Here is a 25,320-nt window from a genome sequence, read left to right on the forward strand (position 1 = left end):
GTGCAAAGTGGCACCTACGGGGGAGTTTGTGCCTGCTCGACAAACAGGTAGAGGGGAAACAATTGAAATTCAGGACTCGACGGATGCTTGCTGGACCGATGCTGGCGACGGCGCTCACCGTGCTTGCGCTCTCCACGACACCAATGACAGCGTCCGCTGCGCCGGCCTCTCTGGATCCAGACCCGTTCTACTCACAAACCGAAGCCGCAACCGGCCCCGTCGGCACACCCATCGCCGTCCGACGAGCCCCTGACCTCTTAACCTTCCCAGGATCCGCAGTCTGGCAGGTGAACTTCAGATCGCTGAACTCGGCAAACAATCCGATCGTCGCGGTCACCACCGTCATAATCCCTCCTAACCACACACCAGACGGCCCGCTGTTGTCGTATCAACACATCGTCAACGCACTGGGCACTGAATGCGCACCGTCACGAGCGCTCTACAGCTCTGACCCCAGGAGCACCTACCGTGAAGCCGTAGCACTGAACATCGCCCTTCAACGCGGCTGGGCAGTTGCGCTTCCTGACCATCTGGGTCCCACCAGCGCGTACGGCGCTGCGCGCCTCGGCGGACAGATCACTCTCGACGGAATCCGCGCTGTGCAGAAGTTGCCCGAACTCGGGCTCACATCCAGTCCCGTCGGAATCGCGGGATACTCGGGTGGCGGTATGGCAACAGCGTGGGCCGCAGCGCTTGCACCGACATATGCCCCTGAAATCAACATCGTCGGCGTTGCCGAAGGCGGTGTACCCATGAACATCACCAAGATGGCAAACGCACTAGGCCGCGATCCTCACCCGGCATTCGGTCTCGCATTTGCAGCCGCACTGGGTCTCGAACGCGAATACCCGACCGAACTGCCACTGACCAGCCAACTCAACGGTCTAGGACATGCTCTGGCTACAGACTTGACCAACGCCTGCACAACCCAACTCCTCATCACCGGAGCCGGGCGAAGCGCCCTCGACGTAGCGCTGTCGACATCGATGCTGGACAACCCAGACGCCATCAGCGTCATGAACGACAACAGCGTGGAACTCTATCCCGGAGTTCCGACGGCACCGATATACGAATGGCACAGCGCCACAGACAATCTCATTCCGGTCGACTCCGTCGTGGCAACCATGGCCCGATACTGCGCAGCAGGCGCGACCATCCAAAGCGTGTTGGGCCCCAATCTGGATCACCTGACCGTGGGAGCCATCGGGCTGCCTGCCGCGGTCGACTATCTGCAAGACCGATTTGCCGGCCGACCGGCACCGAGTAACTGCTGACATGAGCGTTCCGTGGCCAAATCTCGCTCGCGGTGGCATCGTGAAGTCATGAATGATGCGGACGATACCGGCGCAGCAGCCGAAGGTAACTACAGCCTCGATCCAGACGACCAACTGCAACCAGAAGACACTCTGATCGACCGAGGCGTTGACGACATCCTCGACGAAGGGATTTCGCCGCCTGAGCGTCCCTATGCCCTCGGCGATTCGGAAACGGGGGAGACCCTCGACGAGCGTCTTGCCGAGGAAGAACCCGACCCTGCGGCCAAGCTGGGAGATCCGTTATTCGAGCAAGGTGACGCGGAAGACGCTGTCCGCGAAGCGGAATTCCCACCGGACCGTGAAGTGGGCACACGCCGTGCGGGACGCCTTGTTGCCGAGGACGAAGGGCGATACGAGGACGAGGAAAGCAACTTGGTAGCCGAGGACGTCGGTGTTGATGGAGCGGCCGCCTCTGCGGAGGAAGCTGCGATTCATATCATCGAGGACTAGGTTGCTCGAGGGTTGACGGCTACGGCGACGTCATCACGATTGTGTGGACGTGATTTCCGCCCAGTCGTTTGCTCTCGTACATCGCGGAATTGGCGAGACGATGAAGCGCGTCGATTCCGGCTTCCTCGGCGTCCGAATCCAGCCAACTGCCATTGTGGATCGCGATCCCGATACTTGTAGTCGATCGTGGTTCGACAATCGGCGTATTCATTGCGGGGTGGATTCGCGAGATCAGATCACCGACATCAGAGAGCGGCATGATCTGAACCACGATGAATTCGTCACCGCCGACTCTGGCAATTGCCGCATCTGCTCGCGCCCACGCGGTCAATCGATTTGCTGTTCGAATGATGACGCGATCACCGACATCATGTCCGAAAGTGTCGTTGAATTGCTTGAAATTGTCGATGTCGATGACAACCACCAATAGTGACTGGCCGATGCCGGACTTGGATCGAATCAGCTCCGCTGTACGACGAGCAAGACCGCGGCGATTGAGAAGATCTGTCAGGGGATCGAGCTCCGACCCTTGGGCGTCGTTACTCAGAAGGATCAATGCAATCTGCGTCAGGAACGGAACAACGCTGATGACGCTCACCGCAAAGAGAATTCGCCCAAAGGTATCGAAGAATGTCGTCGGTTCTTCGGTGAAAACACCGCAGCATGCTGCGACGACGATTGTGATCGAAAACAGCAGGTGAACCAGGTGAGCACGCATGTTGTGGAAGAAAGCGATATACGTGCCCATCAGCCCGAACACCAGTGATCCGAGAAGTCGCTGATCAAGATCCGCTTCGGTGAGCACGATAATGGCGATCGACACATCGCTCGCGATGACAAATTGAAGCGAACGGTTTCTGGTAGTCGTGAATACCGGGTATGCCAATCCGCCTATCAGCGCGAGTACACCGATCATCATGTCAAGCGGAATGCTGCTTACTTGATCGGATGCCGTTCCCAGTCGTTTTCCCACAACGGTGACTCCCATGGAAAAGACCATGAGGCCGATAAGTATTCGTGTGGCCTCGAGGAATCCGTTGCCACGAAGCAAACGGGTAAATCGATCAAACTGGTCAGGCATAGCAAGCCAGCGTTCGACCACTTCACGTATGGGGTTCACTGAGGACGTAGGCCTCGCGAACTCGTGAGCGGAAATTCGGGCATGCTGACAAGTTTAGTCGGTTATCGAATTTCTTAGAGCTTTCTGATCACCCACCAGAAAAGCTCAATATGTCACAGTGACGTATTGAGCTGGGGGACGCGGACCTTGGCAGCTGCCGACCACTAGCCGGAATCCCGCCCAGGCCCGTCAGTATGCCTAGGTCTGGGCCCGACGGCGTTGGTTGCCGTGGGCCCGTGGGTACGGGGCGTGGCGGCGCCGGCAGATCCGAGTCGGCGACCGATTCCACAGGGCCGCGGCCAGTCGGACGCGCGGATACTGACCGGATGAGTGCGTGTCCGTATAGGCACAGACAGGCATGACGAGAGATTGGGTTTATTCAGGCCATCCGACACATATCCGCAGGTCGGTAATTTGCCGATAATCTACATTATGTCAAGTAGTAGGGATCTGAGTGTCTGAAGGACCTTCCCCCATGGATCAGGCTCAGATCGAGCACGACGGTTCTGACACGCTCGTTTCCACATCTCGACCTGGAGTCGACGCAGCAACGACGGATGTCGTAGCGGACTGTCCAGGAGAATCCCGCTGACAGAATCGCCGGCCGGTTGATCTTCGAATATCGCGCGAGCCCATTCCTGAGTTGATGCTCTGGGCTCTGCGCCCTGAGCAAGTGCCGGCACGGCGCCAATTCAAGCAGCCATCGCGGCACCCGGCCCATACGAAACAAACGTCGCACCATCCGGAGCGTGCGCCCCGCGATAGAAGTTAACCGTGTTGTGAACTACGCCGCGCCGGACCATCAGTGCACGACTACGCGGTTACAGGCGACTAGCTTTGGTACATGGATACGGTCTCGATGATGCTGGGCTCGCCTCGTGGTCGGTTCTTCTGCGCAAATATCGGAAATGCCTGCAGCACGCACGAGTTGGCGTCGCGTTATGGTCTGCACTCCACACTCGGCGACGTTGTTGATGTCCTCGCTAACGTGGACTTCGGAGCCGTTGCCGCACTGTCCGAAATCGAAATTCTCGACCGGTTCGCCTATGCCGTGGATTTTGCACGCTACTGGCAGCCGCCGGACGAAGAGGACATCGTGTTGGTTGTCCCCCAGGTTGTCGAGCTTCTCCGACCCATCGCGCATGCAGTCTTGGCGTCACCGCACACTCAGTGGTGGGCCGAGTCCGTCGACCTCGTCAACCAACGAATGGTTCAGAAATACGAACGTACCGATGACCCAGACGTGACGCCCCTGTGCATCCGGCAGTTCGAGGACGGGCTGGAGCAGTGGCGAGCGCACACGCTGGACTATGAAGCGACGTTCGTCGAGTATCTGAAAGCGGATCCTGACAGGCAGATCGGCGGTGAATGGTGGTCGATCCCAGCCGCGAACGGGGCTTACGACACCACTCGCGCCCGGGACGTCCTCGGAGCTATCGAGTTGATGCTCGTTGAGGACAGCTCAGGATGGAGTTTCGCTCACGTGTGGCCGGTGAGCGTCCACAGAACACCTCGGGTGTACGAGATCTCGAGTCCTGCGGACTGGGCTCACCTCGTCGACACCTATCCCCTTGCCGTGCCGGCATCGCGTCGTTCCGTTTGGTACGACACCACGGGCGAGTATCACGACTGGTTCATTCCGGATTGGAGCAAGGTAGTCAACGACTACGACGCAGTTCACCTGAGCATGATCGGGTATCTCACCACTCCGGGTATCACGATTCCTCTGTCCGCCCGCTCAGGTGCCACCGTACTTGCAGGCTGGAATCCCGATACCACATTCTGGCTGAACACCAGTTTTATCACCGTCGACGGCAACATGACCGCCTGGCGCCCGAACTCTGAAAATCTCTGGGCGCCAGTCTAATCGGCTGGTGCCTGCGATCCTCGGGTGACCTCGACCGCGGCACTCATTTTCGTCAAGAACTCTCCTATCGTCGTCAATTGCGTCGGCGAAAAGGATTCCAAGACGTCGGTGGCCTGGCCGATCAGCGGTCCGAAAAATGACCATCCCAGATTCTTGGCGCTATCGGTGACATCGATGATCACGCGTCGACGATCACTCATGTCTCGTTCTCGAACCACCAGGCCGCGTTGTTCCATACGGTCGATCAATGCTGTTACCGACGCGGAGTTCAAACCCAGTTGCTGACCCAGCCATCCCGGCGTGGCTGGTTGTCCCGCGCGTTCAGCGTCAAGAAGGCTGATCAGCGCGCGCACATCTGTGGAGTGAAGTTGATGCTGCGCTGCGAAGTTCGCACCGAACAGATCCAGCTGCACGACCAACGCCCGCAGTAGGTGCACCATCTCGTGACCGCTGGTAGTCGACTTATTCGTATCGGTCACTTCCACTCCTCCGCTCGACGCAATTAGTTCCATTGTCTATTATCTCGACTATCGAGATAAATGAGGATGGAGTTCTCAATGCCTGCATCATCGATCGATCAGTTCGCGGCAACCGATAGCGGTGCGGCCTTCTACGCTGCCTACGACTCGGTACTGTCCACCTGGCCGGACGACACAACTACTATTGAGATCGAATCCGATTACGGCACAACTCATGTCAATGTATGCGGCCCTGAATCAGGCCCTCCGGTCGTTCTTTTACCAGGAGGTGGAGCAACATCGACCGTGTGGTTTGGCAATGTGACTGCGCTCAGCGGACAGAACAGAGTCTATGCAGTGGATCTGATGGGAGATGTCGGACGCAGCACCGCCCACGGCAAACCGATGAAGACTGTCGATGACCTGCGTGACTGGCTGAAGAGCGTCATAGACGGGCTAGACCTCGACTCCCCCAGCATCATCGGCCACTCGTACGGTGCCATGATCGCGTTGGACTACGCGCTACACAATCCCGACAGAGTGAGTCGGCTCATATTGATCGACCCCAATTCCTGCTTTGCCGGCATGAGGATGCAATACCTGGTGCATGCACTACCAATTCTTTTGCGCCCGAACGAAAAACGGGAACGGACGTTCATCGAATGGGAAACCGGTGGTGCATCGCTGGATGAGGACTGGATGTCACTCCTCACTCTTGGGGCAGCACACTTTCCAAAATCGAAGACGATTGTGCCGAAGCGCCCCGACAGGAAGAAGTTGGCGGGGTTTTCCGTCGACACCACGGTCATCCTGGCGGGACGAAGCAAAGTTCATGACAGCAGCCGAGTTGCGGCTTTGATACGTGCATCGCTCCCCCACGCGAAGACTCTGATTCTCGCTTCGGCGACACACCACGCACTTCCGATGGTGCCGGCACAAGAGCTGAACGCCGCACTGTGCTCCGCACTGGGGCGCTAGTCAGTCAGTGCTTGTGCTCTTTCACCGTGGAACAAGACAGAATATTCGCAGATCGCGGTCCGTACGATCTCGATATCTCGCATAGGCCTCACCGATTGCAACGAACCTTTCGAAGGTGCGCTCTTTCTCCGCGCCTAACAGAGGTGTCGCTTCCACCGGTACATCCACACCGCCAATGGTGACGGTGGCCTGGTTGTTGACCAGCAGGTTGTTCGACCAGGCCGGGTGATGGTCCTGCCCGAAGTTGCTTCCCACGACAAACAGTTGACCGTTTTCGCGGACGTATGTCAGCGGAGTTGTGTGAGGTTGCCCGGTCTTTCGGCCGACTGTCGTCAACAGCAGAAGTGGCAATCCGAGCGGCCCGAGGATCGTGTACCGACTCTTACTGCGCTGCAAAATCCACCGATCCAACGGTGTTGCAGTACGAATGAGCCACGATCCGACCTTGCTCGACGCGAAGACGGTGACGGGTTTACGCAATATCGGCCTATCGTGGCTCCACCTGACGTCAGGAAACGAATCTGCCGGCTGGCTCGGATTGTCGCAATTCTTGTCCACAATCGTTCCTCGGTTCGGAATAATTCGCGCCGCTAGACGCGCTCTCCCCCGGATCCAGCTTCCTCAATTCCATCGCAGCCGATGTTTACGCACAAGGGTTCGTCAAACATGCGAAATCGTGACAGGTCGACCCCTGTTGTCTGTGCTTTGTGCCCGACTTTTTTGTGGTGTGGTGAGCTGCGCGCTCATTTTTATTGCGTTGTTAGGTAATTTGCTGACTACATATATTCGGGAAATTACATGGTTCCGTCACCGTCCGATATTAGGCAATCGGAATAAAGAGATCAACGACAAGACGCCAATTTTTTAGCGAGCTGTCCTGTTCGATCAGCCAACCCCGATCGAAAACCGCACTATCACATGGGTTTTCTCGGAATTGGGTCGACTGCCACTCCCCCCTGAGCGCTGCACGACACTACCTCAATCACTCCCCCAGGCTTGCCGGCGCCCGGTCCACGAGGCCCTCCCCTTCCCCGTGAACCAGCCCGACTACCCTTCAGTTAGCCGGCATCTCCCAGGGCGTATCAGGCAGTACGTGCCCGGTCTCGAGTAGCGACTTGAGGTTGGACAGAATTGCCGGCCAGCCCCGGGAAATGCTGCTATGCGCTTCCTCGTCGGCAAGGTTTTCATGCACGACGGTGAGGCGAACAATCGAGCCGTACGGTTCGATTGTGTACGTCACCCGGGAGGTAGTGTCCTCGCTGGGATTGTCAGGAGACGCCCATGATGTAACCAGCCGGCTCGGCGCTTCACTTTCGATGACAGTGCCCACCACATCAGCGATACCGGAACCATCGGCGCGGCGGTGCTCCCACGAGGATCCGACATTCCAGTCGGAGACGTTCTGGTGCCCCCAATACGCCGCCGTGAGGTCAGCGTCGGTGAGTGCTCGCCACACCGCTTCCGGTGTGCTCTCGATGTAGGTGACGTATTTGTAGGTGGGCTTGACGGTCATTTCTGCCTCCGCATGTCGTTTGATTGCACTCAGCGCCTGAAGTCGCGAGTGTTCGAAAGTGTCAATCCATCGTTCGCGAATCTCCTCGAGTGGAACAGGATTGAGATAATGACGCTTCTCTCGACCATGGCGCACGTAGCTCACCAGATTTGCCGCCTCGAGCACGGCCAGGTGTTGGGTTGCAGACTGACGTGTCATCGTCACGCGCTCACATAACTCCCCCAGCGTCTGACCATTGTCTTCGCGCAGGCAGTCGAGAAGGAACCTGCGCGTTGGATCAGCCAGTGCTTTGAAAACCAGGTCGGTAGATGACGCCATGGACACATGATATGCAGGCAAATGACTGCATGTCTAGCGTTGTACACAAACTAATCAGTTCGAATTTCGGCAAACAACAAGGCCAAATCGAGGCCGACCGTCGAAGGCTTGAGCACTAGCGTGGAGGTAGCAACCGAAGCTTCTGTTCAGCGCCGCAGCGCTGCTGCCGAAATCGGAAGACCCGCTGCCACAAGACGGTCGCACACATCCGCTGGCGTCCCCGGAGGATTTCGCCATCCCGCTGCAGTCGCACTGACCGCCTGATGAACCCGCACCCCGTCGAGGTTGAACAAATCCATCACGAACTCGTCCGGATGCTTGGCCTCGACGCCGAATTGGGCGAGTTCGGATTCCGGAAAGTCCCGCAGATTCGCGGTGACAATGACCTGGGCTCCCGCTCGGATCGCTGCGGCAAACACATGCCGATCATTGACATCAGGCAGCGTCGGGGCGGGGATGAGTTTTCGTAACCAGCGATCAGACAATCCGGAACCGCGACATTCATCAACTCACGCAAATTGTCCAGTTTCGCGATCGGGATGTCCGGACGGTCCTGCGCCAAGTTCCCGAAAGCTTCGTCGAGAATGCGGTCTGTCCAACGGGCATGAACAAGCCCGGTCTGCGCGAGCCGTATCAACACATCTCGTAGAACATTGGGGTACAACACGTTTGCGTCGTACAACACGGTGAAGGTCACGTCAGTACAGCCCGAGCTCTTCCGTGTGAGCTGCCAACTCGTCGGCGGCACTGCGCGCGGCGCCAAGCTGAGACCGCCGATAGGCAATCAGCGACGATGCGAGGATCCGGCGATGACGCCCGACCAACCGATACTCGATCTGTCGTTCGTCGAGCAGCTTGATCACATGTGGGCGAGAGACATTGAGCATCTCGGCGGCCTGCTGCGTGGTCAACTCGGCATGCGCCGGGACGACCGTGACACCTTGCCCGGCAGCCATATTCGCCAACACATCCCGGATCAACTCGAATGCTGCACGTGGCAAATGTAGCGACTCCGCAGTGCCCGCAACCTTGAGTTCAAGCGTCTCCCCCACGTCGGGTTCGACACCGCGCAGCACCTGCAACGCCTGACGCGCCTGTTCCTGCTCGATGACACTGGAACCATCGACACCTCGAGGCCCCGGTGGTCGACTGATCTTCCATATCCTCGGCTGACGTCGAGAGGGGGTCTTCTTAAGGGTGACCGGCCCCATTCGTGAGTCGGGACTGGCTCACCACCCTGAACTCCCAGGTGATCCGAAGTTGCTGGGCGTTAAGGAGAAATTACCCGCAGCCAGAACGAAACCCAGAACGAAGTCCAACGAGGTGCCCACAAAGGAGACGCCAAAGGAGTCGTTAACCGCTTGAGGGGCCGAGGCGCGCGCACCGATCGGCGGGATCATCATCCCTATCGGGAGGGTGCCCGCAGGTAGGTTGAGGACGGCGTTGATGTCGTAGACGGTGTTGTCGGCAGTGTTGGTCACCGAAAACGAGACGCTGCCGAAGTCGGTGACCGGACTATCTGCTGACGCGGTACCAACTGCACTGCCGAGGGTGATCCCGACAGCAAGTGCGCCGGCTCCAAGCAACGAGGTGGTCCGGGACCAACGAGCGGGCGTTTCGAGACCATTCACAGATGTACTCCTTTTCGTGGTGACAGCTTCCGTGCACGCGAGGCGGAGCAGCCACGAGATTGCAACCATTACCGAGGAAGATAACGGACATTCACCTCATAGCGGGGTAGTTCAACACGAAGTGTTCCGCCACTGAATGCGAAGCTGCTGCACGCATCAGATGGCGATGGGAGCGCCGTGGCGGCTACGACAGGTACGGCACCAGCGGCAGGTTGAAGAACCAGTTGGCCAGACCGACGAAGATCGGCTCGAGCCACGGCCGGACCTGCGGACCCATCCACCAGTACGGGTCCGGTCCACCCGGCGAGGCGGCAGCGAACCCACCGCCGAGGAACAGTGCCAGGACAACCGTGGCGACGACAGTCAGAACCCGCGCTCGTGTCATACCTGGGGTATCGCGCGGCAGTCCTCTGTCCGTTACCGGCGCACCCACCGGTAACTCTAAGGCGGTCGGTTTCGAGTCCTTCTGAACGCAGGTCCAGCGGAGCTGCCGTACATGATCAACGAGAAAGCTGAGAAAGCAAGTAGAGAACTTCCCTAAGCATGCGCGGAGGTGCGCTGCGCGTCACCGAGTGCGGTCCGCGCGCGGCGGGTAAAATACGTCAGTCGGGCGCGTGCCAGCGAAATTCCGCGAAGCTCCTGTCCTGCCCTGATCGAGAGTCGATCACGATCGAGGAACAGCGGAACCATGACCAGATCCCGGTAGAGCGAGTGCATGCGCGGGTGATCCGCCAACCACAGCGTCCATCGCCACCACAGACGTGCCGACGCAGTTACGCCGACAACGCTTGTGCCGAAGACTGATTCCACGGCTGCCAATTGCACGTTCACGGCCCGGCGAACGTCGCGCGCCATCGGGCGGCTCGCCAATGCGTGGCCGATCGACGGATCATGAGCAAGTAGATATCCGACGTCGAAAATACTGTTCAGCGCTAGATCAGCGCGTACCAATGCCCGGTCGGCAAGGCGGGCATGGGAGATAACGTGCAGGGCCACATCGTCAAGCGCAAGTTTCGCGCCGGCCGACGACACGATGTTCTGCACCGCACGCTCTCGGGTGAGCGCGTGTCGGGCAAAGCGCGGCAGAAGGTGTGCGTGGATTTCGACGGAACCATGTCGATCGTCTCGAAGCAGCGCTGGTTCCTGATGGTCGTCGTGATCGATGGAATCTGCGGACACCTCGTCGGAGCGCACCATGCGGTATCCGTGGTCGATGATCGCGTCGTTGGCGGGGACCGCGTGAGCAAGGTCCACGACAAGCAGATCTATGTCGGTCATCCGCCGCGCCGCGGGATTGGGCCAGATGTTGCGTTCGAGTAACGCCGCGCCTTTGAGTGTAACAGTGGGAAACCCCTTGTCGCGCAGCATCTCCTGAAGTTCAGCCCGCTGAGATTCCAGATCGGCGATTCGCAGCGTATTGCGATGATGCACCAGGCTCAGTGTCAATTGTGGGCTGGATACGTCGGCGGTCGATGTTGCCAGCATCGTTGCAAAACTCGGAGACAGAATCGAGGCGAACTCAGCGTCGACAGCGGCAGCGGCGAGTAGCGGTAGCGCCTTGTGCCGCGCGGCAACGTCGATAAGACGCGGCCAGTCGTCATCACTACATGAACGGATGACCTCAGCGCCGTCCTCGGCGTCGAGCATCGCGATCAGATACTGCGTGTCACGCACGACGCCACCAATTCCTCGACGGCCGCGATCCCGGAATCCAGGTGCTGGCGGGTCAAACTGAAGCACGCCGTATTCGACAACAGCGCTGCGATGTTTCGGAGCGTCAGCCGGTGATTGTCTGACCACAGTGCGGATTGTTCGGCCAACGATTGCAAAGCTACGGCGGTGGGCACTGGCTCAACACGCGTCGTGTCGCTCCACCCCTCGAGGATCAACAGCACATCGATCCCCCGCAACCCGGCCACGACGTCAGGTGGCGTGGGCAATGATGTCGGGTCAAGTGCCCACACCGGGGGTTCATACGGCAGATGCAGAAGTTCGCGGCTGCTGATCTTCGGCAATACGTCGAACGTGCCCGCCTTGACGTGGACGCGGCGCGGTAGACCGACAGCTTCTTCACCTCGGATGAAAACGCCCTCGTCCGCGTGAAGCTGTGCGCCCCGCAGGGCGAGCGCCAACGAAAGCGTGGTCTTCCCTGCCCCCGAGTGCCCGGCAATCGCCACCCGCACGCCGCCACAATCCACCAGAGCAGCGTGCAACCGCGTCCACTGGTCGATGCGAGCCGCGGTCATGACATCGCGGTGCACGGTGCGATAGATACTCTCGGCAGCCTGCAGACCGTCGAGTCCGACCAGGTTTTCACGGGTCGCATCGATTGTGGAGCGGATGGTCGCATCCCATCGCCCTGGCACCGATTCGCTGGGCACAACGTGCGCGTCTACCCGGTGGTTCGCAGACCACGGGCTGGCAACCTTGTGTTCGACGACGCGAACTTCGGGAACCGCGGTGCCCGTGACGTGTGCGTCGACCCATAGGTACTGCGAACGGATGTTCTCCGCACCGCCAGCTGTCACCTAGGACCTCACACCAACAACCGTGACGTGTTCAGCTGTCCGTACGTTTCAACTACCACGGATTGCGCGTCAGCAGTGGGGATTTCGAGGACTTCGGCGACAGCGTCGACTATGTCGCCGACAGTCCGCCCGTCGCACAGTTCCCATACCAAGGTCGCAACGGGATTGAGGTGATGCGCCACCTCACTGGAGCTGTCGTAGAGAACAACTCCGTCGGCGAGATCATTGCTTTCCACGCTGCGTACGCGCTGCGGCCGGGTGTCTACGAGCAATTCGGTCAAGGGAGCCTCCCGTGGATGTGTTGTGCAATCAGAGGGTGAAGCGTCGTGAATATTCGGATTCGAGTGCGCCTGAACGGAGCAAGGTCCGGTTGGTGGCGATGCCTGGGGACAACGACAGACAGGTCAGCATGCCTGACGCGCCGGCATCCACGACAAACTCGGCGAGGGAACGATATCGACCAGCCCACTGCGCAAACTCGGCGGATTGCGATTCAGGATCGGGAATGGCGGCAAGTATCGTCTCGTACGCACGAGAATTCACAAGTACCGCATGCACCCCACGGTTTTCCCCGCTGACTCGAATCAACGACGAATCACCAAAAAGGGTTCCGTCCTGTGACTTCGGATCATGGCCGAGATGCACCACGTCCCACTCGAGATTGTCGAGTTCACTGCGTGCTGAGTCGAGTATCGACGACGACACATCGAGCAGATCAAGATTGTCGGCCGCGACGAGAACCGAACCCCATTCTTTCTCTGCTGCCCGTGTGATGGCACGACGGCAGGAGACCGCAAAACCGATGGCCGGGTTCGCGCGGTCCTCGTACGCCGAAATTCTCTCTACCCCAGCGATGTTCGCGAGTCGATTGAACTTCCGCCACGAGTGCGACCAGCTTTCGCGGTCCGTATCGAGATTTACCAGGGCCACTCCCATGGTGGCCACAGGGTCATCCCCGGAGGGTGCCCGGCGGCGTGCCAGATCCTGTTTCAGCGTTACAGCGCTCGCCCCCTCAGAGACGAGCCAAACCGGCAAAGAGAACTCACCCTCACCCATGCGGGTGATGCAGTCGGACAGTCGGTCATGCAAGCGCTCGTAGGCACTACTGCGCACGATCACCACCGCACCGGACACGTCGTTTTCGGCCCCGTGGATAACTGCACAATCGACGTCTTCGGCGAGATCGATCATGACGTTTCGAAGTTTGTACGGCAGCGCACCGTCGATGACGTTGTGTTCCGACAGGAAGACCACGGACTTCCAGCCCAACAGAATCGCCTTGTCGATTCCTGCGACAAACGCACCCGCCGGTCGCCACGGATCCTCGGTGTCTTCCGCGGGCACCACTCGGTGCACTGCCACATCGACCGACTCGGCCTCGGCTAGGCACGACCGCCATGGCGCGACGCGGCGATCGTCACTCAGGACGAGCAGACCACCGAAGATCAACTCGGGCTTCTGCACGCTCCGCTCGGCGCGCTCACGAATGCTCGGGTACGAGTTACCCAGATGTTTGGAGAACTGACGGTGTACCGACTCGACATCCCAACCGATCTCCTGCCAACCGAGGAGGTAATTGTGAATCCGATCGTCCCAGTTGATGCGATACGGCACCCCGGCCGGGCGTTCGAATCGGTGCAACCAGCCGAATGACGGCAAGCACACCACTTTCCCGCCGTTGATCCGGAATTTTTCGTGAATATAGCCCTCTTCACCACCAAACCCGGTGAAGTGCGAGTTCAGTCCGGGCCACGCCTCACGTCGACACGCAAACGACCCCAAACCTTGCATGGGGATCTCGAATGGAACGTCGGGGTTTTCCTTCGCCCGCGGATCGACACCCCAGGCGCCGAACATCCCTCGCCGCCAGACCGGCTCCATGTGTGTGGCCGCGATGTGTGACGAGTCCTGCGACAGCATCGGACCCTGGATCAGATCAGCTGTTTCAGGATGCGCGTCGAAATAGTCCAGCAGCGACTCCAATGACCCAGGAGACAGGATCACGTGGGAATCGAGCACCAAGACGTACTTTCCAGTTGCCTTGCGGAACAGCACATCTCGAACGGCAGTCGAACGTACCTCCGTGAACGGTATATAGCGGAACCGGTCCACGTACTTCGCGAAGGATTCGAGCATCGGTGCCGGCAACCCCTCGGGGAAATTGTCCAACAACACGAACTCGACTCGATCGAGGACTTCACGATGGTGAGTCAATATCGAGTGGATCGTGAAATACGCGCCATCGAAATCGTCATACGTCGCAATTGCAATCGTCAGATCCACTGGTTTCCCGTGAGGCGGTGTCTCCTTCACCTTCACGGTGCCCGCGCTCTGAAGTTTTTTCAGAGCGCGGTGCAGCGCGGCATCGAACTCACTCATCGTGTGGGTAGCCCCTCGTAATCGACAAGGATCAGGTCGGCTCGGTGGGATTTGTGGGTACTGTCGGGATTGTAGGTTCGGTCGGGTCAGTCGGAGCTGTTGGCTCGGTGGGGTTGGTGGGTCCCGCCGGGATGGTGGGTTCCGTCGGCACCGTGGTGGTTGTTGTGCCGCCCGAACCCGAGGAACTCCCCGATGATCCCGAGCTACCCGAACTGGATCCCGATGAGCCGGAAGATCCGGAACTACCTGACGAACCCGACGACCCCGAAGAACCAGAGCTACCCGAAGATCCCGAAGACCCGGAACTGCCGGGCTGACCGGATCCGCTGTCGCCCTGACCCGGCTGGCTGCCTTGACCGCCTTGGCCGTTCTGTCCTTGCTGACCACGATTCGGCAGACCCGACAAGTTCGGTGTGTCTCCCGATGCAAATGCCGGTGCGGCACCACCCAGGCTGATGGACGTCACTACCGGAACTGTGACCGCAGAAGCTGCAAGCACAGTTTTCACAAATTTCCGTCGATCTACCGGCACAGTCTGAAAAGCATCGCCACCCACGGGTGTCCTCCCGAATCCATTCATTCACGCTCAATCGACCTGTTTGCGACAAAGCTAGCATCCATCTAGCGAACAAACCGACCCAAAACGCTGATTTTGGTCGAATTCAGCAATCTTTTCTGATCCCTCTGCGGGTTTCGTTCGATTACCGAACCAATCCTCAATTCTCCCTATGTCGTAATTGTCCGATTCTGCGAATGGGGATTCCCTGGACGCCGATTGAACGTTCGGGCAGAAGCTCATCATCGCGAATCACCCTTGTAGATACGCTGTTTCAGGCACGATGCCGTTTCCCCTGTGGACCAAGAGGGGCGTCAGCTCAGCCAAACAGTCGAAGCGCTTACCGCGTCGCGACAAGAATCATGCGTTCGGTACACCGGACCGCCACGGCACTCACATCTGTAAGAACTGCATACTTTCGGCAACGCCGCTGGCAAACCATCAGCGATAACTGACCGACCAATGCGATAGCTGGCCCGTCGCGATCCGCGCTTCCAATCGGACCGTAGCCGGAACCCGTAATTCACAGTGCGCTCCGGCGCGCCAAGACGGGGTTATGCCGACGAATCCACGGCACATCAGTACCGTGATGTGAGCGAGCCAACTTTTGGCATTAAAAGGAGAGGGTCAACACATGGACTTGGCAGCAATTGGTGTGGGCGTCGGGTACGCGTCTGTCGCGTTGTCGATCTTGGTTTTCGTAGGCGGTTGTATCGCCCTGTTCATCCTGTCGATTCGGCAGTAAACCGGCGCTCTCGCGCTCGGCGCGATCATCCAGCCGTTCCTACTTGTCCGATGCGGCAAGTAGGACGCTGGGGACACTTCACTTGATCGATTCTTGATCGATTCCGGAAGAGTCGGACATCTTGCGGACTCGCAGAGAACCTCAGCGTAGGTGGGACTACCGTAGAACCGTCGTCTACAACTCGAGGAGCACGGAATGAGCATCCAGTCGGTTGAATCGCACCGCCACCGCGTCGTGGTGATCGGTTCCGGCTTCGGTGGATTGTTCGGCACACAGGCTCTCAAAAAAGCCGATGCCGAAATCACGATGATTGCGCGCACCACCCATCATCTTTTCCAACCCCTTCTCTACCAGGTAGCCACGGGAATTCTGTCCGTCGGCGATATCGCGCCGGCAACCCGATTAGTACTCCGCAAGCAGAAAAATGCGCAGGTACTGCTCGGTGAGGTCGAGACGATCGACTTGGAGAAGAAGACCGTAACTTCACGGCTGTTGGAACGGGTTACCGTGACGCCGTTCGACAGTTTGATCGTCGCTGCGGGCGCCGGACAGTCGTACTTCGGAAACGATCACTTTGCCGAATTCGCGCCAGGTATGAAAACAATCGATGACGCGCTCGAGCTTCGCGGTCGTATCCTGGGCGCGTTCGAGCAGGCAGAACTGTCGGACGATCCCGCCGAGCGCGCACGCCTGCTCACGTTTGTTGTTGTCGGCGCAGGCCCGACGGGTGTTGAGCTCGCGGGTCAGATCGCGGAATTGTCGCGTCGCACCCTCGATGGCGCATTCCGGAAGATCGATCCCCGTGAGGCTCGGGTAGTTCTCCTTGACGGTGCGCCCGCTGTGCTTCCGGTCTACGGCGGCAAGCTGAGCCGCAAGGCCGCAGAAACGCTCGAGGGCCTCGGTGTCGAGATTCAGTTGGATGCCATGGTCACTGACGTCGACAACGACGGACTGATCATCAAGGAGAAGGACGGCACACTGCGCCGCATCGAGTCGCAGTGCAAAGTGTGGTCGGCCGGTGTTCAGGCGAGCCCTCTCGGCAAGCAGCTGGCAGAGCAGAGCGGCGGCGAGACAGACCGCGCCGGTCGGGTCATGGTCAACCCGGATCTGTCGCTGCCGGGTCATCCCAACGTGTTTGTTGTCGGCGACATGATGTCGCTGGACAAATTGCCGGGCTTGGCGCAGGTTGCGATGCAGGGCGGCAAGTACGCTGCCAAGCAGATCAAAGCCGAGATCGACGGACAGGCACCCACTACTCGCGTTCCGTTCAAGTACTTCGACAAGGGAAGTATGGCCACCATTTCGCGATTCAGCGCGGTGGCAAAGGTGGGCAAGCTCGAAATCAGCGGTTTCATCGGCTGGGTGGCGTGGTTGGCCATCCACCTGTTGTATCTGGTCGGTTTCCGCTCACGTGTGTCCACGATCCTGTCGTGGACGGTGACGTTCTTCGGCCGTGGCCGTGCTCAGATGGCGTCGACCGAGCAGCAGGTGTTCGCGCGAAATGCCATGGGCGAGTTGGAGAAACACAACAAATCCAAGGCGGCGGTCGAGAGCGGAAAAGGCAAACCTGAACAGGCTGCCGGCTGAGCCTCTCGATTGACACGGAAAACGGCGGTGGAATCTGATTCCACCGCCGTTTGTTGTTCTCAGGCCTCGCCGTCGTCAGTTGCCGATCGCTGAGGTGTCCGTGATGTTCGCAAGGCGTACTTGCCCCTTGGACACCAGTCGACCTTGCTCATCGGTGATGCGCACCTCCCACAACTGGGATGTACGACCGCGATGAATCGGGTTGGCCTCCGCGGTCAGCGTCCCTTCGCGGGTCGCGCGCAGGAAATCGGTGTTGTTGTTGACGCCGACAACGTGTCCGCGCTCCCCCAGCCACACCGTGCCGCCGATGCTGGCCAGTGATTCCACTACGGAGCAGTACACGCCGCCGTGCTGGATACCGGCCGGCTGGTGAAGCGTCGGCTTGACCGTCCACTGAGCGCGAACTCGATCTGGTGTCACCTCGGTGTATTCCAGTCCGATGGTGGCGTCGAAACCGGTTCCCAGCAAGCTCTTCATGTCTGCGATGTCAGCTGTGTCGGACATGCCTTCTCCATCTGTGTTTCCCGTGGCGCCGGTGCGGCGGCCGCTGACTACTTGCCTACACCAGCCGTAACTCGAGCGACGATTCAGGTCCGTAAAGACGAACAGGCGGGTTCCGCATCGTGACGATGCGGAACCCGCCATGGGAAGGACCGGGAGTCTCTGCAGCCCTCAGGACTCCGGCGCGGTCCGGCAGTTTCTTGAACTCGGCGGGTTGTTCTCCCCGCTTTGCCTTGCTCAATCATAGGCAAGGTTTACCTAATTAAGCAAGCGTTTCGTCAAACTGATTCCAACGGGGGCGCGCTGCGATCTTTCGACGAGACCGCACCGGCACTCCGGCGCCGACAAATGCGTCGAGCAGTCCCTGACCTCGGCGCTGCGCTGCCGTTTCGCCGCCACCCGCGAGAATCGGGACGTACGCAGTTGCTCCCAGGATGGCTTCGCCCACCAAACCCCAGAATCGATAGGGATCTATCGGCGCGCAACGAGACACAGCGGCGAGCACTGCATGCAGGGCTCCAAGGCACCTGTGCGCGGTCCAGACGAAAAGCGCTTCCTCACAGGGCATGCCGACAACGCCATCCCGGCCGTACTCGGTACCGCCCGGCGCCACGCGCAGCGTTTCGTCAACCACGCCTGCCCAGTCGATACCACTGTCGCTGTCCATATGTATCCAGAGGTTCTCGAGACCGGGATCCCACGCCGAGCCCTCCGCCACGATGGAAGCGGTTACCCTGCCGACAACGGCGTGGATCAAGGACGTCGCAACCTGGATTGCCGCGGCCTCCGGATTGTCGAGATCCTGGAGAGATCGCAAATACAGCTGTTCGACTCGTTCACTGTGCAGACCGGTACTCAGTTTCCACCATCGGCGTTTGCCCTCACCAGCCATGGCAGCAACTGCATACACGCGCGGGTAATCGGGGTTGAGCCCCCGTAAGCGTGTGCAGGTGCGGCTGAATGCGTCAGTCCGGAAATCCAAGTCACGAATCTGCACATGCTCGGTGGTGAGGGTCATGGTCACCATGCACTCCAATCGGCCGTAGGGGTCTTACACACTCAACATAGGTTAGCCTCACCATAATTCAAGAGTAAAGATCTGTGAGCCTCGGCACGCATATTCGGTCCGGAAACCAACCCGCGCGAGGTTCCCGGGGATAGGGTTCCGTAACCTAAGATCTGAAATCCCTGCGAGCCAAGACCAGGAGTTCGATCCACCAGTGACCATGACCGACACGCCCGGGAGCGAACATCCGCGCGGGCCCAGCGAGAACTACGGACGACGTGTCGTACCCCGAGGACCGGCGCCCGTCCGATTGCGCATCCTTGCCGGACTGTTCGACGTCGCAATCATCGCGCTCCCTCTCGTGATCGGCTGGTACATAGTCCAGTCCTTGCAGGACGACAACGGCGGCGGTGAAGCTGATCGCGCAGTGTTCGGCGGGACAGCAATCGCCATCGCTATCGGGCTTCTCATCTGGAACTTCGGATTCCGTGAGGGCACGAATGGACGAACGTCCGGAAAAGGTTGGGTCGGCCTGATCACCCGGGATGCACAGACCAAGCAACCCATTGGCGTCAGACGCGCACTCTTGCGCCCGATCAACCGATCCGGAATCGACGTTGTCCGCGAAAGCACCGCTCGCGACGAGGGGTTCGCCGAACTCGAGCGCGACAACTCGGTATCAGCCACCCGCAGGCGTCGTCTCATCGGTCTTGCAGTTCTGACCGTCCTTCTGGTGTTGGTCATGCTTGCCAGCATCGCGGTCGGTGCGCGTCCGCTCACTTTTGCCGAGATCTTCCATGCAATCTTCAACTCCGACGGATCGCAAACCGACATCATCGTGCGAACTCTGCGCGCGCCGCGAACAATCCTGGGCTTGGTTGTCGGCATCGCGCTGGGAATCGTCGGTGCACTCATTCAGGGGCACACCCGAAATCCCCTTGCCGACGCCGGCCTCCTCGGCCTCAATGCCGGCGCTGCGTTCTTGGTTGTCATGTCGATCTACCTGTTCGGGTTCACCGCACCGAGTCAGTACATGTGGTTTGCATTCGCTGGTTCGTTCATCGCGAGTGTTGTCGTATTCGGCTTGTCATCCATCGGCAACGGAGGTTCCAGTCCGCTCAGCCTGGCTCTCGCCGGGGCCGCTGTCGCGTTCTTCCTCCAGGCCATGACCAATGCGGTGATCATCCTCGACCAGGCAAGCCTCGACGCGTACCGATTCTGGGTGGTCGGCTCGGTGTCCGGACGCGGATTCGACGTGTTGTGGCAGGTGCTTCCCTTCCTGGTCGTCGGTCTCGTCATTGCTCTCGCGAGCACGCCAGGACTCAACGTCCTCAGTCTCGGCGACGACGTAGCCAAAGCGCTCGGAACCAACATTGTCTTCAGTCGCACCCTCGGCATTGTCGCGATCACCTTGCTGACCGGCGCCGCCACCGCTGCCTGCGGACCTATCGCCTTCATCGGCCTCGTCGTGCCACACGTTGCCCGGGCCATCACCGGCCCTGATTACCGTTGGCTCGTCCCGTACGCGGGTCTGCTCGGCGCGATCATGTTGATCACCGCCGACATCATCGGACGCGTTGTCGTCCGTCCGGGTGAACTTCAGGTCGGAATTATTCTGGCGATCTTCGGTGCGCCGTTCTTCATCGCTCTCGTACGGCGCAGGAAGTTGGCAAGTCTGTGACCATCACACAAGGCAAGGTTCTCCGGGGTGAACCTGGCGTGCTCCCCCGAACTGTTCCCTCCCGCAAAGCGATTCGTGTCGGTTCGTTCTCGCTGGTGTATCGCCCGCTGGCGGTGTCGGTGTGCGTTGCACTGACTGCCGCACTGTTCGTGCTGATCTGCCTGAGCGTCGGACGCGGCGACTACCCGATCTCCATCCCTGACGTGATTTCAGTTCTGTTCGGTGGCGGCACAAAAACCCAGAACCTCATCGTCTTCGATCTCCGCTTGCCCCGGTCGCTGACAGCTCTGTTCATCGGTATGGCACTCGGCATCGCGGGCGCGATCACGCAGACCATCGCCCGCAATTCACTCGCGAGTCCGGACATCCTGGGTATCACCGCCGGTTCCAGCGCGGCCGCTGTCGCACTGATCGTTCTCGGTGGTGGCGGATCGTTCGTGGGTCTGCTTGCGACACTCGGCATTCCGCTGGCAGCGCTGGCGGGCGGGCTACTGACCGCCGTGGTCATCTACACGCTGGCATGGCGCAAAGGCGTCGAAGGATTCCGTCTGATCCTGATCGGCATCGGCGTCAACGCGATGTTGGTGGCAACTACCGGGTGGCTCCTGATTTCAGCCGATATCAACGATGCGTCCCGGGCGCAGGTATGGCTGAACGGCTCGCTGAACGGAGCGACCTGGAACCAGATGTGGCCAGTTGCCGTCGCGGTGGTAGTTGTCGGTGGATACGCCGTGATCGCGTCGTTCACCATGGGCGCACTGCGATTGGGCGAGGACAACGCGACGTCACTGGGCGTGCGCCTTCAGTCGTCACAGGCCAAGCTCCTGCTCTCGTCCGTCGCATTGGCTGCGATCGCCACCGCCGCCGCCGGGCCTGTCGGCTTTGTCGCCCTGGCTGCTCCGCAGGTAGCGATGCGTTTGGTTCGATCTGCCGGCCCCCCGATCGTCGCGTCCGCGCTCACCGGCGCTGTGCTTGTTGTCGGCAGTGACGTGATCGCCCGCACGGTTCTTCCCGTCGAATTGCCGGTCGGCATCGTGACATCAGCGCTCGGCGGACCGTTCCTGCTCTACCTCTTGGTTCGTAACAATCGGAAGGTCACAGCATGACCACGTTGTCCCAGTCCGTCGACGCCCCCGCACGGCTCGTCGCAAAGGATCTCACCCTGGGTTACGGGGATCGCATCATCGTCGACGGTCTTGATCTCGAAATCCCGACCGGCGTGATCACGACGGTCATCGGACCGAACGGCTGCGGTAAGTCGACGCTCTTGCGTGCTCTGGGACGACTGCTCAAGCCCAAGAGTGGGTCGGTAGTGTTGGACGGCAAGGCAATCAGCTCGATGAAGACCAAGGACGTCGCACGAGTCCTTGGCATGTTGCCGCAAACTCCAGTCGCTCCCGAAGGGTTGACCGTCGCCGATCTGGTTGCGCGTGGCCGCCATCCCCACCAGTCGTGGATCCGTCAATGGTCGGCAGACGACGAAGGCGAAGTAGCTCAGGCGCTCGAGTTGACCGGGGTATCAGATCTTGCAGATCGTCCGGTCGATCAGCTGTCCGGCGGTCAGCGGCAGCGGGCGTGGATCTCGATGGCGCTGGCGCAGGGCACAGATATCCTTCTGCTCGACGAGCCAACGACCTACCTGGATCTTGCGCACTCCATGGAGGTTCTCGACCTCGTTGATCAATTGCACGAGGAGATGGGCCGCACTGTGGTCATGATCCTGCACGATCTCAATCTTGCGGTGCGCTACAGCGACCATTTGATCGTGATGCGGGACGGCGCCATCGTCGCCTCGGGAGTTCCGAAAGACATCATCTCTGCGGAACTGCTCCTCGAGGTGTTCGGTCTCGAAGCCGCTGTCATCGACGACCCGGTCTCGGATCGCCCGCTGATCGTGCCCATCGGAACTCGACATGTTTTCGGTACCGTCGGCGGGCCGGCCGCACAGCCTTCCTGACGGCATTCGCTCATCGACCGATAATCGTCCGCACCAACTTCACTCCCTGACCGAGCGACACAGTAGGCAGGTACGCCCGCCCTACTGCGTTGCCGATACTCGGCAGCGCGGCAGGATCGGCGAACACCATGTGCATGGGCACATATCGCGGCTGGAACTTCGATTTGAAGGCCAGCAGCGAGCGGAAACCGTACACGGGTTCGAGGGTGCGCCCCAAGAATTCGAGCACGTTGTCCATCACGCCGGACAATGTCATCGCTTCCAGCTCAACCGAATTCGAGCCGTCATCCGTCGCGACCTTCGCCAGCGGGGCACCCGAGAGGCTCAGGAATTCGACTCCTTCGGATTCCAAGCTCAGGGCCGCCGACGCGATCAGGAACTCCATGGTCGGCCTGAAACCCTCGGAGCGGCGCCGCATGAAGTCGAGAGTCCAGCCCACGATTCGGCCGTCCCGGTACACGGGCAGCCATGATGTGACACCGTGGACCGTGCGTTCCTCGTCGATCGCGATCAGGCATCGCACGTTGTCGTCGTCGATTTCATTGAGTCCGCCGAGCGTAAAACCCATTTCCGGCATTCCCTTGTCTGCGACCCATTCCTCGGAAATCGCGACAATCTGATCCTTGACGGCGATCGCGGCGTGCGGATAGTTGATCCATTCGGCCGTGATGCCGGACTTCTTCGCCCGGTTCAACGCCGTTCGAATGTCCTGGAATCGTTTACCGGTGAACGCGATCTCGCCCAGATCGAGAATCGTTTCCTCGGCAACCTGCAGGCCGCTCCACCCCATCGAATCCGTAATCGCTCGAACGTCGTCGGTGACCGAGTAGAAGCACGGGATCCAGCCGTTTTCCGTGGCGAATTCTGCAAACTCGCTGATGGTGTCTCGCAGGTGACCGGGTGGCCCCACCGGGTCGCCGGTAGTAAGAGCCACCCCGGAAATAACGCGGTAGGCAACGTAACTCGAGCCGTCCGACGAAAACCAGAAGGTATTTCCCGTCCACGTCGTCATCCACGACAGCGGGCTTCCGGTTCCGGCGATCAGCATCGCTCGGGCGCGCGCGGCGTCCCGCGGATCAAGTGCGTCGACGGGTTTGCGGAACGTCACGAACACGAGAATCGATGCGGCCACCCAGAACACCACTCCTGTCCATTCGAACAACAGAGTCGCTTCGATGTCGACGGGCAGAAGCCGCGGATCAACCAGTTGCAGATAGACAGGCGGCACCAACCGTTGCGGAAAATCAGCCAGAAGTAACGCGACGCTCGGTTCGCGGTCGAACCCGTGGCGCGCAACCATCCCGCCGCCCACATACACCACGATCAGACCGGCGAGTAGCGCTAAGAGTGACACTGCCAGTTTCCGATAGGTTCCGGCCGGAGCGGACACGTCGAAATATCGCCGCGTGAGGATCAACATGATCAGGACGAACAGTGGGGTGAGGAACGGCACCAACGTCCGATACACGTTGGGGTCACCGATGCCGTAGAACAAGCTCTCGCTGTCGGCGGCGTCGACGAACCGGATGACGAAGTTCCCGATCGAGAGAATCAAAAGGATCACTTGCGCGCACACGGTGGCGATCCAGGCGAAGCGCCGGCCGCGCCGCAAACCGTCGCTGAGCACGAGCACGAAGATCGAGGGCATGAGCGAGAGCAACGTCGGCCCGATCCCGGACAGGCGCAGTTCCAACAATCCTCGTCGGCAATCCGGGTCGGTCGACGACTCGGCACACAGGTCGCGGACCTCGGCCACTGTCCAGGGAACACCGCGGAACAGATCGCGGAGAACAGCCAAGGGTCCCACTGCCTCCGGGGAGAGTGCCGCGATCATCGGCCCGATCGCACTCGCCGCGACAACTATGGCCACCAGCACGCGGCCTTCCCGCTGAGTCCCGACGATCCGGTCACCGCGCGCTGACCTACCGACGATCCACGCACCGATCACCAACCCGACCACACCGGCGAAGAGGCGGATGACGTCCTGGAGTTGCCCACTGAACAACGCGAGCGTGATGGTGAGAGCGAGAACGCCCACGCGGATGCGTCGACGCCACAGCGTGCCCATGTTCGCGGTGGCGACCATCAGAGCCCCCACGACCCAGGCGCTGGCGCCCACCGCGGCTCCAGAGTGCAGGCGAAACCCCCAACTGGCGTCGACAACCTTGGCCAGCGACGCCCACCCCAGCCCAAGGATCACGCCCAGTATCTGCGTTGTGACCGCCGCGATCGCGAGTTTCACCGTGCCCATGCGTCGTTCGAGGGGTGCGGCGACAACGAGCAACAGCACGGTCGCGCCGATATACCGCAGAAGGTTCCCCTCCCACAGCGCAGATGTCAGTGGTGTCCATAGTCGCCCGTGCTGCAGCGAACCCATTCCGGCGGCAATCTGGTGAGCCAGCGATCTCGACGGCCCGTGCACAAGGCTTCCCGTCGCCGCACCCAGAACCCACGTGATGACCACGATCGACGTCGTCATCGGGGCATCCCGAATTCCGAAACGAACAAGCTCGCGGGCTTTACCCCCGTACGCCGACAGTCGAGTCGAGAGAGGCGTGGACTCCGAGGAACTGTCGATCTTCATCTGCGCGCGACTACTTTCTACTGATCGACTCTGCTCTGACGTGGCCACGGTCTCCATCCACGTTATCTGTCCTACAGCTCACTATGTCCAATACCACACTCATTGATCCGCCCTTACTACTACCAGTAGTACGTATTTCGTCGTG

The 25,320-nt window shown here is 59.9% G+C and carries 24 protein-coding genes; 9 read left to right on the top strand and 15 right to left on the bottom strand.

All coding sequences use genetic code 11. The annotated features are described in order from the left end of the window. Nucleotides 1–83: 83 nt before the first annotated feature. Both R4P64_RS16825 and R4P64_RS16830 read left to right on the top strand, forming a co-directional pair. A complete protein-coding gene (locus R4P64_RS16825) occupies nucleotides 84–1,274 on the top strand; it encodes a lipase family protein (protein WP_411742683.1) in 1,191 nt (396 codons plus the stop codon). Nucleotides 1,275–1,322: 48 nt separating this feature from the next. Further along, nucleotides 1,323–1,766 carry a DUF5709 domain-containing protein gene (locus R4P64_RS16830; RefSeq protein WP_033232036.1) on the top strand — a complete coding sequence of 148 codons (444 nt, stop codon included), beginning with the start codon at nucleotides 1,323–1,325 and terminating at the stop codon, nucleotides 1,764–1,766. A gap of 19 nt (nucleotides 1,767–1,785) precedes the next feature. Here R4P64_RS16830 and R4P64_RS16835 read toward each other — a convergent pair whose 3' ends face one another. After that, a complete protein-coding gene (locus R4P64_RS16835; RefSeq protein WP_317821864.1) occupies nucleotides 1,786–2,847 on the bottom strand; it encodes a GGDEF domain-containing protein in 1,062 nt (353 codons plus the stop codon). Nucleotides 2,848–3,730: 883 nt separating this feature from the next. Between R4P64_RS16835 and R4P64_RS16845 the strand changes: the two genes are divergently transcribed. Beyond that, nucleotides 3,731–4,753 carry a hypothetical protein gene (locus tag R4P64_RS16845; RefSeq protein WP_317821865.1) on the top strand — a complete coding sequence of 341 codons (1,023 nt, stop codon included), beginning with the start codon at nucleotides 3,731–3,733 and terminating at the stop codon, nucleotides 4,751–4,753. Here the strand turns inward: R4P64_RS16845 and R4P64_RS16850 are convergent. Beyond that, nucleotides 4,750–5,193: a MarR family winged helix-turn-helix transcriptional regulator gene (locus R4P64_RS16850; protein WP_033232226.1), complete on the bottom strand. Its 444-nt coding sequence runs from the start codon at nucleotides 5,191–5,193 to the stop codon at nucleotides 4,750–4,752. The genes R4P64_RS16845 and R4P64_RS16850 overlap by 4 nt on opposite strands. Before the next feature lie 228 nt (nucleotides 5,194–5,421). On the opposite strand from R4P64_RS16850, the gene R4P64_RS16855 reads away from it, so the two are divergent. Continuing rightward, nucleotides 5,422–6,189: an alpha/beta hydrolase gene (locus R4P64_RS16855; protein ID WP_317822079.1), complete on the top strand. Its 768-nt coding sequence runs from the start codon at nucleotides 5,422–5,424 to the stop codon at nucleotides 6,187–6,189. Between the two features lie 21 nt (nucleotides 6,190–6,210). Here the strand turns inward: R4P64_RS16855 and R4P64_RS16860 are convergent, their stop codons facing one another. The 10 genes from R4P64_RS16860 to R4P64_RS16905 form a co-directional block, all read right to left on the bottom strand. Next, nucleotides 6,211–6,747 (bottom strand): nitroreductase family deazaflavin-dependent oxidoreductase, encoded by a 537-nt coding sequence (locus R4P64_RS16860; RefSeq protein ID WP_317821866.1) that lies wholly within the window; start codon nucleotides 6,745–6,747, stop codon nucleotides 6,211–6,213. A 496-nt stretch (nucleotides 6,748–7,243) separates the two neighbouring features. Continuing rightward, nucleotides 7,244–8,002 (bottom strand): metalloregulator ArsR/SmtB family transcription factor, encoded by a 759-nt coding sequence (locus tag R4P64_RS16865; protein WP_317822080.1) that lies wholly within the window; start codon nucleotides 8,000–8,002, stop codon nucleotides 7,244–7,246. A gap of 164 nt (nucleotides 8,003–8,166) precedes the next feature. After that, nucleotides 8,167–8,505 carry a hypothetical protein gene (locus tag R4P64_RS16870; protein WP_317821867.1) on the bottom strand — a complete coding sequence of 113 codons (339 nt, stop codon included), beginning with the start codon at nucleotides 8,503–8,505 and terminating at the stop codon, nucleotides 8,167–8,169. Between the two features lie 213 nt (nucleotides 8,506–8,718). Beyond that, nucleotides 8,719–9,096 carry a helix-turn-helix domain-containing protein gene (locus R4P64_RS16875; protein ID WP_261984561.1) on the bottom strand — a complete coding sequence of 126 codons (378 nt, stop codon included), beginning with the start codon at nucleotides 9,094–9,096 and terminating at the stop codon, nucleotides 8,719–8,721. A gap of 153 nt (nucleotides 9,097–9,249) precedes the next feature. Further along, the gene (locus R4P64_RS16880) at nucleotides 9,250–9,651 is read right to left on the bottom strand and encodes a hypothetical protein (protein WP_317821869.1); all 402 of its coding nucleotides are present in this window, start codon (nucleotides 9,649–9,651) and stop codon (nucleotides 9,250–9,252) included. Between the two features lie 184 nt (nucleotides 9,652–9,835). Next, nucleotides 9,836–10,036 (bottom strand): hypothetical protein, encoded by a 201-nt coding sequence (locus R4P64_RS16885; protein WP_045067746.1) that lies wholly within the window; start codon nucleotides 10,034–10,036, stop codon nucleotides 9,836–9,838. 152 nt (nucleotides 10,037–10,188) lie between these two features. After that, entirely contained in the window at nucleotides 10,189–11,325 is a 1,137-nt protein-coding gene (locus tag R4P64_RS16890) for a nucleotidyltransferase family protein (protein ID WP_317821871.1), read from the bottom strand. Then, nucleotides 11,304–12,179, bottom strand: a complete 876-nt coding sequence (locus R4P64_RS16895; protein WP_317821873.1) for a hypothetical protein — start codon at nucleotides 12,177–12,179, stop codon at nucleotides 11,304–11,306. The genes R4P64_RS16890 and R4P64_RS16895 overlap by 22 nt, the downstream gene beginning before the upstream one ends. An 8-nt stretch (nucleotides 12,180–12,187) precedes the next feature. Then, complete coding sequence (locus R4P64_RS16900) at nucleotides 12,188–12,460, bottom strand: PqqD family protein (protein ID WP_317821875.1); 273 nt, start codon at nucleotides 12,458–12,460, stop codon at nucleotides 12,188–12,190. A gap of 28 nt (nucleotides 12,461–12,488) precedes the next feature. After that, nucleotides 12,489–14,558 carry a glycosyltransferase family 2 protein gene (locus R4P64_RS16905; protein ID WP_317821877.1) on the bottom strand — a complete coding sequence of 690 codons (2,070 nt, stop codon included), beginning with the start codon at nucleotides 14,556–14,558 and terminating at the stop codon, nucleotides 12,489–12,491. Nucleotides 14,559–14,602: 44 nt separating this feature from the next. Here R4P64_RS16905 and R4P64_RS16910 point away from each other — a divergent pair, with 44 nt between their 5' ends. Together R4P64_RS16910 and R4P64_RS16915 are read left to right on the top strand one after the other, a co-directional pair. Continuing rightward, the gene (locus R4P64_RS16910; protein ID WP_033232045.1) at nucleotides 14,603–14,875 is read left to right on the top strand and encodes a hypothetical protein; all 273 of its coding nucleotides are present in this window, start codon (nucleotides 14,603–14,605) and stop codon (nucleotides 14,873–14,875) included. A 1,179-nt stretch (nucleotides 14,876–16,054) separates the two neighbouring features. Then, nucleotides 16,055–17,446, top strand: a complete 1,392-nt coding sequence (locus tag R4P64_RS16915; RefSeq protein ID WP_045067742.1) for an NAD(P)/FAD-dependent oxidoreductase — start codon at nucleotides 16,055–16,057, stop codon at nucleotides 17,444–17,446. 75 nt (nucleotides 17,447–17,521) lie between these two features. On the opposite strand, the gene R4P64_RS16920 is transcribed toward R4P64_RS16915, so the two are convergent. Further along, complete coding sequence (locus R4P64_RS16920) at nucleotides 17,522–17,950, bottom strand: PaaI family thioesterase (RefSeq protein WP_317821878.1); 429 nt, start codon at nucleotides 17,948–17,950, stop codon at nucleotides 17,522–17,524. A 259-nt stretch (nucleotides 17,951–18,209) separates the two neighbouring features. Continuing rightward, nucleotides 18,210–18,965, bottom strand: a complete 756-nt coding sequence (locus R4P64_RS16925; RefSeq protein ID WP_242484429.1) for a hypothetical protein — start codon at nucleotides 18,963–18,965, stop codon at nucleotides 18,210–18,212. A gap of 208 nt (nucleotides 18,966–19,173) precedes the next feature. Here R4P64_RS16925 and R4P64_RS16930 point away from each other — a divergent pair, with 208 nt between their 5' ends. The 3 genes from R4P64_RS16930 to R4P64_RS16940 are packed head-to-tail and all read left to right on the top strand — an operon-like array spanning nucleotide 19,174 to nucleotide 22,591. After that, nucleotides 19,174–20,634 carry an iron chelate uptake ABC transporter family permease subunit gene (locus tag R4P64_RS16930; RefSeq protein ID WP_072782575.1) on the top strand — a complete coding sequence of 487 codons (1,461 nt, stop codon included), beginning with the start codon at nucleotides 19,174–19,176 and terminating at the stop codon, nucleotides 20,632–20,634. A 2-nt stretch (nucleotides 20,635–20,636) separates the two neighbouring features. Next, entirely contained in the window at nucleotides 20,637–21,740 is a 1,104-nt protein-coding gene (locus R4P64_RS16935; protein ID WP_141486181.1) for a FecCD family ABC transporter permease, read from the top strand. Then, nucleotides 21,737–22,591 (top strand): ABC transporter ATP-binding protein, encoded by an 855-nt coding sequence (locus tag R4P64_RS16940; RefSeq protein WP_045067741.1) that lies wholly within the window; start codon nucleotides 21,737–21,739, stop codon nucleotides 22,589–22,591. The genes R4P64_RS16935 and R4P64_RS16940 overlap by 4 nt, the downstream gene beginning before the upstream one ends. 10 nt (nucleotides 22,592–22,601) lie before the next feature. On the opposite strand, the gene R4P64_RS16945 is transcribed toward R4P64_RS16940, so the two are convergent. Beyond that, a complete protein-coding gene (locus R4P64_RS16945) occupies nucleotides 22,602–25,175 on the bottom strand; it encodes a rhomboid family intramembrane serine protease (protein WP_317821879.1) in 2,574 nt (857 codons plus the stop codon). Nucleotides 25,176–25,320: the final 145 nt, after the last annotated feature.

The organism is Rhodococcus sp. IEGM 1366, assembly GCF_033142425.1.
In the GTDB taxonomy this organism is placed as follows: Bacteria; Actinomycetota; Actinomycetes; order Mycobacteriales; family Mycobacteriaceae; genus Rhodococcus_F; species Rhodococcus_F globerula.

What these genes read in the sequence shown, in the direction of transcription:
- R4P64_RS16825 (WP_411742683.1), top strand. Translation starts at nt 84, where the DNA reads ATGCTTGCTGGACCGATGCTGGCGACGGCGCTCACCGTGCTTGCGCTC.
- R4P64_RS16830 (WP_033232036.1), top strand. Translation starts at nt 1,323, where the DNA reads ATGAATGATGCGGACGATACCGGCGCAGCAGCCGAAGGTAACTACAGC.
- R4P64_RS16835 (WP_317821864.1), bottom strand. Translation starts at nt 2,847, where the DNA reads ATGCCTGACCAGTTTGATCGATTTACCCGTTTGCTTCGTGGCAACGGA.
- R4P64_RS16845 (WP_317821865.1), top strand. Translation starts at nt 3,731, where the DNA reads ATGGATACGGTCTCGATGATGCTGGGCTCGCCTCGTGGTCGGTTCTTC.
- R4P64_RS16850 (WP_033232226.1), bottom strand. Translation starts at nt 5,193, where the DNA reads ATGGTGCACCTACTGCGGGCGTTGGTCGTGCAGCTGGATCTGTTCGGT.
- R4P64_RS16885 (WP_045067746.1), bottom strand. Translation starts at nt 10,036, where the DNA reads ATGACACGAGCGCGGGTTCTGACTGTCGTCGCCACGGTTGTCCTGGCA.
- R4P64_RS16905 (WP_317821877.1), bottom strand. Translation starts at nt 14,558, where the DNA reads ATGAGTGAGTTCGATGCCGCGCTGCACCGCGCTCTGAAAAAACTTCAG.
- R4P64_RS16915 (WP_045067742.1), top strand. Translation starts at nt 16,055, where the DNA reads ATGAGCATCCAGTCGGTTGAATCGCACCGCCACCGCGTCGTGGTGATC.
- R4P64_RS16920 (WP_317821878.1), bottom strand. Translation starts at nt 17,950, where the DNA reads ATGTCCGACACAGCTGACATCGCAGACATGAAGAGCTTGCTGGGAACC.
- R4P64_RS16925 (WP_242484429.1), bottom strand. Translation starts at nt 18,965, where the DNA reads ATGACCCTCACCACCGAGCATGTGCAGATTCGTGACTTGGATTTCCGG.
- R4P64_RS16930 (WP_072782575.1), top strand. Translation starts at nt 19,174, where the DNA reads ATGACCGACACGCCCGGGAGCGAACATCCGCGCGGGCCCAGCGAGAAC.
- R4P64_RS16940 (WP_045067741.1), top strand. Translation starts at nt 21,737, where the DNA reads ATGACCACGTTGTCCCAGTCCGTCGACGCCCCCGCACGGCTCGTCGCA.
- R4P64_RS16945 (WP_317821879.1), bottom strand. Translation starts at nt 25,175, where the DNA reads ATGAAGATCGACAGTTCCTCGGAGTCCACGCCTCTCTCGACTCGACTG.